The sequence below is a fragment of the uncultured Cetobacterium sp. genome, assembly GCF_947039425.1.
GTDB lineage: Bacteria > Fusobacteriota > Fusobacteriia > Fusobacteriales > Fusobacteriaceae > Cetobacterium_A.
The window spans coordinates 1-7,390 of the sequence record NZ_CAMQYW010000069.1 but is presented as its reverse complement, the minus strand read 5'-3'; the positions used below and the strand labels follow the sequence as shown (position 1 = coordinate 7,390).

General features: G+C 27.1%; 5 protein-coding genes. All 5 read left to right on the top strand.

Annotated features, from left to right (window positions below):
- Positions 1 to 1,066: hypothetical protein (locus Q0V09_RS05365; RefSeq protein WP_297487519.1), on the top strand; the 1,066-nt coding region annotated here is incomplete at its 5' end.
- 74 nt (positions 1,067 to 1,140) lie between these two features.
- Positions 1,141 to 2,151 (top strand): tRNA (adenosine(37)-N6)-threonylcarbamoyltransferase complex transferase subunit TsaD, encoded by a 1,011-nt coding sequence (tsaD, locus tag Q0V09_RS05360; RefSeq protein WP_297405958.1) that lies wholly within the window; start codon positions 1,141 to 1,143, stop codon positions 2,149 to 2,151.
- A gap of 74 nt (positions 2,152 to 2,225) precedes the next feature.
- Positions 2,226 to 2,564, top strand: coding sequence for an arsenate reductase family protein (locus Q0V09_RS05355; RefSeq protein WP_297405955.1), 339 nt, complete (start codon positions 2,226 to 2,228; stop codon positions 2,562 to 2,564).
- Between the two features lie 83 nt (positions 2,565 to 2,647).
- Positions 2,648 to 3,583 carry a tRNA-dihydrouridine synthase gene (locus Q0V09_RS05350; protein ID WP_297405954.1) on the top strand — a complete coding sequence of 312 codons (936 nt, stop codon included), beginning with the start codon at positions 2,648 to 2,650 and terminating at the stop codon, positions 3,581 to 3,583.
- A gap of 22 nt (positions 3,584 to 3,605) precedes the next feature.
- Positions 3,606 to 6,233 carry a DNA mismatch repair protein MutS gene (gene mutS, locus Q0V09_RS05345; RefSeq protein WP_297405953.1) on the top strand — a complete coding sequence of 876 codons (2,628 nt, stop codon included), beginning with the start codon at positions 3,606 to 3,608 and terminating at the stop codon, positions 6,231 to 6,233.
- Positions 6,234 to 7,390 lie beyond the last annotated feature (1,157 nt).

Genomic DNA, 7,390 nt, shown 5'->3' with positions numbered 1-7,390 from the left:
CAGATATAATAGAACAGCAATGGGAGCTAAATATAAATTGAAAGAGAAGACATCATTATATTTAAGAAATGAAAGCTATTCTAATTTACAAGAAGTAACAGCAATTTCAGGTGAGGATGAAAGTAATAAGTGGTTAATAGGAGTTGAAAGTGAAGTTTTAGGAGGGAGTCAAGCTTTTTCAGAATATAGAGTTAAAAAAAATGGTGATGAAGAGGAACCAGAAGTAGGAAGTGGGATAAAAAAAGAATGGGAAGTAAATGAAAAGTTAAAATTAAGAGGAACATTTGAAAGGATAGAACCTCTTAAAGTTAAAAGTGAAAATAAGAGACAAGATAGAACAGCTTTAACTTTTGGATTTGATTGGAGAATAAATGAAAAAACATTATCTAAAAGTGATTTTGAATTTTCATGGAGTGAAAAGGAAACATTTTTAAATAAATTTAATATTGCAAAAAGTATTGACGATAGTTTTTATATTGTGGGAAAAAATAGATATTATGAAGAAAGTACTGGAGAAAAAGAGAATAGATTAATATTAGGATTAGCTTTTAGAGAGTATGAAGGAGATAAATATAACACTTTAAATAAATATGAAATGAATTTATCTGAAAATATAGAAGGAAAAGGAGTTGAAAATAATAGTCATATTATAAGAACTACTCATAATTATCAATTTAATGACAAGAAGACACTATCGGGAACATTAGCAACAGAGTATAGAAATTATAGATATCCAATTTCAGCAGATAAAGTTTTAGATTCGCATTATACAGCATATTTGTTAGCAGGAGTTTATAATCAAGATATAAGAGAAAACTGGAATGTAGGCGTTGGATATTTTGTGATTGGAGATGAAAAATGGGAATCAATATATAAAGGTATTAGTTTTGAGGTAGGATATTTAATAAAAAATAATATTTGGTTATCGTTAGGTTATAATTATATAATGCATACTGAAGTTGATTCAGGAACATATGAGTTTACAAGAGAATATGAAAAAGGATTAAATTTTAGAATAAGGGCAAATATAGGAGATATATTTGATAGATTTAATAATGAAAAATAAGGTAAGTAAAATTTTATACTAATGAAAAAATATGTTATAATCTATTTAAAATGAAAATAAAGAAGGGTGATAAAATGATAATTTTAGGAATAGAAACATCTTGTGATGAAACATCAATTGCAGTACTAAAAGATGGTAAAGAGGTTTTATCAAATAATATTTCATCTCAAATAGATATACATAAAGAATATGGAGGAGTTGTTCCAGAAATAGCTTCAAGACAACATATTAAAAATATAGCTACAATTTTAGAAGAAAGTTTAGAGCAAGCAAAAATTACAATGGATGATGTTGATTATGTAGCTGTAACTTATGCTCCTGGATTAATCGGAGCATTACTTGTAGGAATATCTTTTGCTAAGGGATTAGCTTATGGGCATAATTTGCCATTGATACCAGTTCATCATATAAAAGGACATATATATGGAAACTTTATAGAACATGAGATAGAACTTCCATGTATAGCTTTAGTAGTATCAGGAGGGCATACAAATATTGTTCATATTGATAAAAAACATAAATTTGAAATATTAGGGTCTACTCTTGATGATGCTATAGGTGAAAGTTATGATAAGGTAGCAAGAGTAATGGGAATTGGGTATCCTGGTGGACCAGTTGTAGATAAGCTTTACTACAAAGGAGATAAAATGGCTTTGAAAATTCCAGAACCTAAAGTTCAAGGATATGACTTTAGTTTTTCAGGAATAAAAACATCAGTTATAAATGCTGTAAATAAAGCTAAAATGAAAGGAATCGAGTTTAAGCCTGAAGATTTATCAGCTTCATTCCAAAATAGAGTTGTTGATATATTGTGTAAAAAAACTTTAAAAGCAGTTAAAGATAAAGGTGTAAAACAAATAGTTATTGCTGGGGGAGTAGCAGCAAATTCATTGCTTAGAAGTGAGTTAAGTAAAAGAGCAGAGGAGATTGGAGTGAAAGTTAGCTATCCATCAATGTCTTTATGCACAGATAATGCAGCAATGATTGCAGCAGCAGCATATTATAAATTAAAATTTAATGAAGAAAATATATTTGCAGATTTAACTTTAAACGGAAAAGCTACACTTGATATAACAAAAGATTAAAAAATGCCCCATAAAATTGGGGTATTTTTAATTTTATGGTATAATTAAATGACTAAAAAATAAGAGGTATAATAATGATAATTCAAATATTTGGTAAAAAAAATTGCAATGATTCTAAAAAAGCTCAAAGATTTTTTAAAGAAAGAGGAGTTAAATTTCAACTTATAAATTTAGCAGAAAAAGGTATTTCTAAAGGGGAGCTGTCTGTTATAACAAAAGTTATTCCTTTAGAAGAATTAATAGATGAAAATGGACAAGAATATAATAAAAGAAATTTAAAATATATGGTCTTTAATTTAGAAGAATTATTGATGGAAGTACCTGTTTTATTTAAAACACCAATAGTGAGATATGGAAAAGATATTACTATTGGAAATCAAATGGAAATATGGAAGAATTGGCACTTGAAATAGCTGGGATATCCAGCTATTTTACATTGAAAAACTATTGAAAATATGGTAAAATTTTTTGATAGTGAAGAGATTTTGGAGGTAAAATGAAAATATATGTAGCCCCACTAGCAGGTGTAACAGATTACACTTTTAGAGGAATATTAGAAGAGTATAAACCAGACCTAATGTTTACAGAAATGGTTAGTATAAATGCTCTAGAAAGAGAAAATGAAAAAACATTAAATCAAATACTTAGAATAAGAGATGGAGAAGCTGTTCAAATATTTGGAAAAGATATAGATAAAATGGTGCATAGTGCAAAATATATAACAGAGAAATTGGGAGTTAAACATATAGATGTTAATGCTGGTTGTCCTGTTAATAAAATAATTAAAAATGGATATGGAGCAGCTCTTTTAGAAGATCCAGATCATATCAAAAGAATACTTTGTGAAATAAGAGAAAATATTGATGATAGTGTAGATCTATCATTAAAAACAAGAGTTGGTTATAAAGGATTAAAGCAACATAAATTAGTTGGTAAAATAGCTGAGGAGTCAGGTTGTAAGCATATAACAATACATGGAAGAACAAGAGAGCAAATGTATAGTGGAAAAGCTGATTGGGATTTAATAAAAGAGGTAAAAGAAAATACAGCAATTGAAGTTATTGGAAATGGAGATATATTTACAGCAGAAGATGCCTATGAAAAAGTAAAACATTCAGGTGTAGATGGAATAATGCTAGCAAGAGGTATTTGTGGAAATCCTTGGCTTATACAAGAGATAAGAGAGAAATTTGAATTTGGTGAAGTAAAGCTAGAAATAACACCTCAAGATAGATTAAATACAGCTTTAAAACATACATTACAGGCAAAACTTGATAATCCTCACAAGCAATTTTTATTTGAATTAAGAAAACATCTTTGTTGGTATTTAAAAGGAATGAGGCATGGAGCAGCTCTTAAAAATGCAATTAATCAAATTGATAATTATGATGAATTAATAGAGCTTTTAGAAAAAGCAAAAGAAAATATATAAAATAAAAGGAGATGAATTTTTTTTGGCAGGAGATACGCCTTTAATGGCCCAATATAAAGAGATAAAAGAAAAAAATAAAGAGAATATTCTATTCTTTAGACTTGGGGACTTCTATGAAATGTTTTTTGATGATGCAGTAACAGTTTCTAAAGAGTTAGGACTAACACTTACTAGCAGAAATAGAGAAAAAGGTGTAGATGTACCTTTAGCAGGAATACCATATCATTCATCAGCAGGATATATAGGGAAACTTGTAAATAAGGGCTATAAAGTAGCAATTTGTGAACAAGTTGAAGATCCAAAATTAGCAAAAGGATTAGTAAAAAGAGAAGTAGTTAGAATAATAACACCAGGAACAGTAATAGATACAGAATATCTGGATGAAAAAAGTAATAATTATCTTATGGGTATTGTATTAAAAAAAGAAAGTATAGGAATATCATTTATAGATATAACAACAGGTGAATTTATTGTAACAGAGATGAAAAAAACAGAGGATTATATTTATAAAATTTTAGGAGAGATAAATAAAATATCTCCTAAAGAGATATTAGTAGATGAAAACTCTTTTGAAGATTTAGAAAATGCTTTAAAACAGTTTGCACAATTAAATAGAATAAATGTAAATTCAGCAATGAAAGTAAGAAAAAGTGAAAATTATTTGAAGGAATATTTTAATGTAATATCATTAGATAGTTTTAATTTAAATGGAAAAGATGTATCTATTGAATCAGCAGCAATGATTTTAAATTATGTTTTAGATCTTCAAAAAGGTCATGAAATACCTGTGGATAAAATAATATATTCAGGTTTAGAAAATACCATGGAATTAAATTTAACAACTCAAAGAAACTTAGATGTTATAGCTAATAACAAAGAAAATGGAGTATTAGGAACTCTTCAATGGGTTTTAGATAGTTGTAAAAGTTCTATGGGAAGTAGACTTTTAAAACATTTTCTAAAGAATCCTTCAACATCTAAAGATATTATATTAAATAGACAAAAAAATATTGAATTTTTTTATGAAAATGTACTTTTAAGAGAGGAAGTAAGAGATAGATTAAAAGATATTTATGATATTGAGAGGATTTTAGGAAAGTTAATTTTAGGAACAGAGAATGGAAAAGATTTAGTGGCTTTAAAAACATCAGTTTTAAATGGTCTTGAAATTTATAAACTTTTAAAGGGTCATGAAATTTTTAATATTGACATAGATAAACTTGTTGAAGTATATAATATAATAGAAAAATCAATAAAAGATGATGCACCTTTTTCAATAAGAGAGGGTGGAATTATAAAAGAGGGTTATAATTCTGATTTAGATGAGCTTCATAATATATCTAGAAATGGAAAAGATACAATTTTAGATATTGAAGCAAGAGAGAGAGAAAAAACAGGAATAAAGGGTCTTAAAATAAAATATAATAGAGTATTTGGATATTTTATAGAGGTGACTAAGGCGAATATTAACTTAGTTCCAGAAACATATATTAGAAAGCAAACACTTTCAAATGCAGAGAGATATATTGTTGAGGATTTAAAAGTATATGAAGAGAAAGTTTTAAATGCTAAAGATAAAATAGAAAATCTAGAATATTTTTTATTTAAAGAGATTTCAGAAAAAATTAAAGAGTTTAAAAAATCATTACAAGAACTTGCATATAAAATAGCATATTTAGATGTAGTATCTAATTTAGCTCATGTTTCTACTAGAAATGGGTATGTAAAACCAGAGATAGTTGAAGATAATAATATTGAAATTATTGGAGGGAGACATGCTATTATAGAGCAACTTGTAGGAAGAGAAAATTTTATAAAAAATAATATTGTTCTAACAGATGATAAAAATCTAATTATTTTAACAGGTCCAAATATGTCTGGAAAATCTACATATATGAAGCAAGTAGCCTTAATAATTATAATGGCTCATATGGGATGCTATGTTCCAGCAGAATATGCTAGAATAGGAATTGTTGATAAGATCTTTACAAGAATAGGAGCAAGTGATGATCTAGTTACAGGGCAATCTACTTTTATGCTAGAGATGAGTGAAGTTGCAAATATTGTAAATAGTTCGACAGAAAAATCATTTATTATTTTAGATGAAATTGGAAGAGGAACATCAACTTTTGATGGGATTTCAATAGCTACAGCAATAACAGAGTATATTCACGATAATATAAAAGCAAAAACAATTTTTGCAACACACTATCACGAATTAACTCAACTTGAAAGTAAACTTAATAAATCAGTTAATTTTAGAATTGAAGTTAAAGAAGAGGATAATGAAATAACTTTTTTAAGAGAGATTGTAAGAGGTGGAGCTGATAAATCTTATGGAATAGAAGTTGCAAGACTTGCAGGTCTTCCAAAAGAGATTCTAGATAGAGCTAAAGAGATGTTAAAGATTTTAGAAAATAGGAAAATGATAGTTGAAAAGAAAGTGAAAAAAGAGCAACTTATTTTATTCGGAGAGTTAAAGGATGAACCAGAAGAAAAAATTGAAGTTAAAGAGATAAAAGAGGACAAAGTAGAACTAGAAAGTGAAGAAAAAATTGCAATTAGATTATTAAAGGAAGTTCAACTGGATAAAATGACACCACTAGAAGCATTTTTAAAACTTAACGAATTAAAACGTATCTTAAATTAGGAGGGTACAATGGATAAAAAAAAGTTAGTTTATAGGGTTATAATTGTAATATTATTAGTTTTAGGGTATTTTAACTATTTTGGGGATGAAAAAAAGATTGAAAAAAAAGAGGAAGTCATAGAAACTACTGGAGCTGTATATGATACAGATGGATATCATATTGAAGCTGAAAAACAAAGAGATTTTGTTAAGAAAAATGAAACAACATTTGAAAAAGCAAAAGCACTATTAGGAGATATGGTTTTAACAGGAGATAATGCAATTTTAGATGCAGGTAAAAATTTATTGTTAAAAACTAATATTTTAGGAAAATCACTAAATGGTTGGGAATTTAAAACAGAAAAAGTTGATTATGATAAAGAAAAAGATTTAGTTCAGTCAAATGTGGGAGTAGTTGCTATAAATAAAGCTGAAGGAATAGAAATATCTGGAAAGAATTTTTCAAGTGATACTAAAATGGATAACTTAAATTTATCAGGAGATGTTAAATTTAAAACTAAAAATATAACTTTATCAGCAGAGAATGCTAAATATAGTGATAAAACAAAAATAATGGAAATTTTAGGAGAGTCATATTTAACTAGCAAAGATGATAGCCAAGGATTGTTAGGTGGACATTTTAAAATTTTAAAGTATAACACTGAAACAAACAATTTAACAAGTAATAAATCTTTTGTTATAACATATAATGGAATGAAGTTGTTTGGAGATAATCTTATCTACAATGATAAAACTGAAGCTTTTAAAATAACAGAAAATGTACATATGGAAATTGATGGATATAAAATTTCAATGGTAAATATAACATCAAATGGTGGAAATGAAATTTTATTTAAAGGTGAAATAAAAGGAAGTAATGGTATTTACTCTTTTAGTGGTGATAATGCTATTTATAATAAAGAAACTAAGATGTTTTATCTGAAAAATAATGTTACAGCTATGAATAAAGATGGAGCAAAATTAAATGGTGATGAGGCTATTTATAATACTCAGTTAAAAATATTAAATATTATTGGATATAATAGGGATATTGTTTATAGTAGTGCTAATGATAAAATAGAAACTAAAGATTTAGTATATAATACAGAAACTGGAAATTTAAATATAAATAGTAGATCGGAAGAGCACACGTCTGAACTCCAGTCACGAATTCGTAT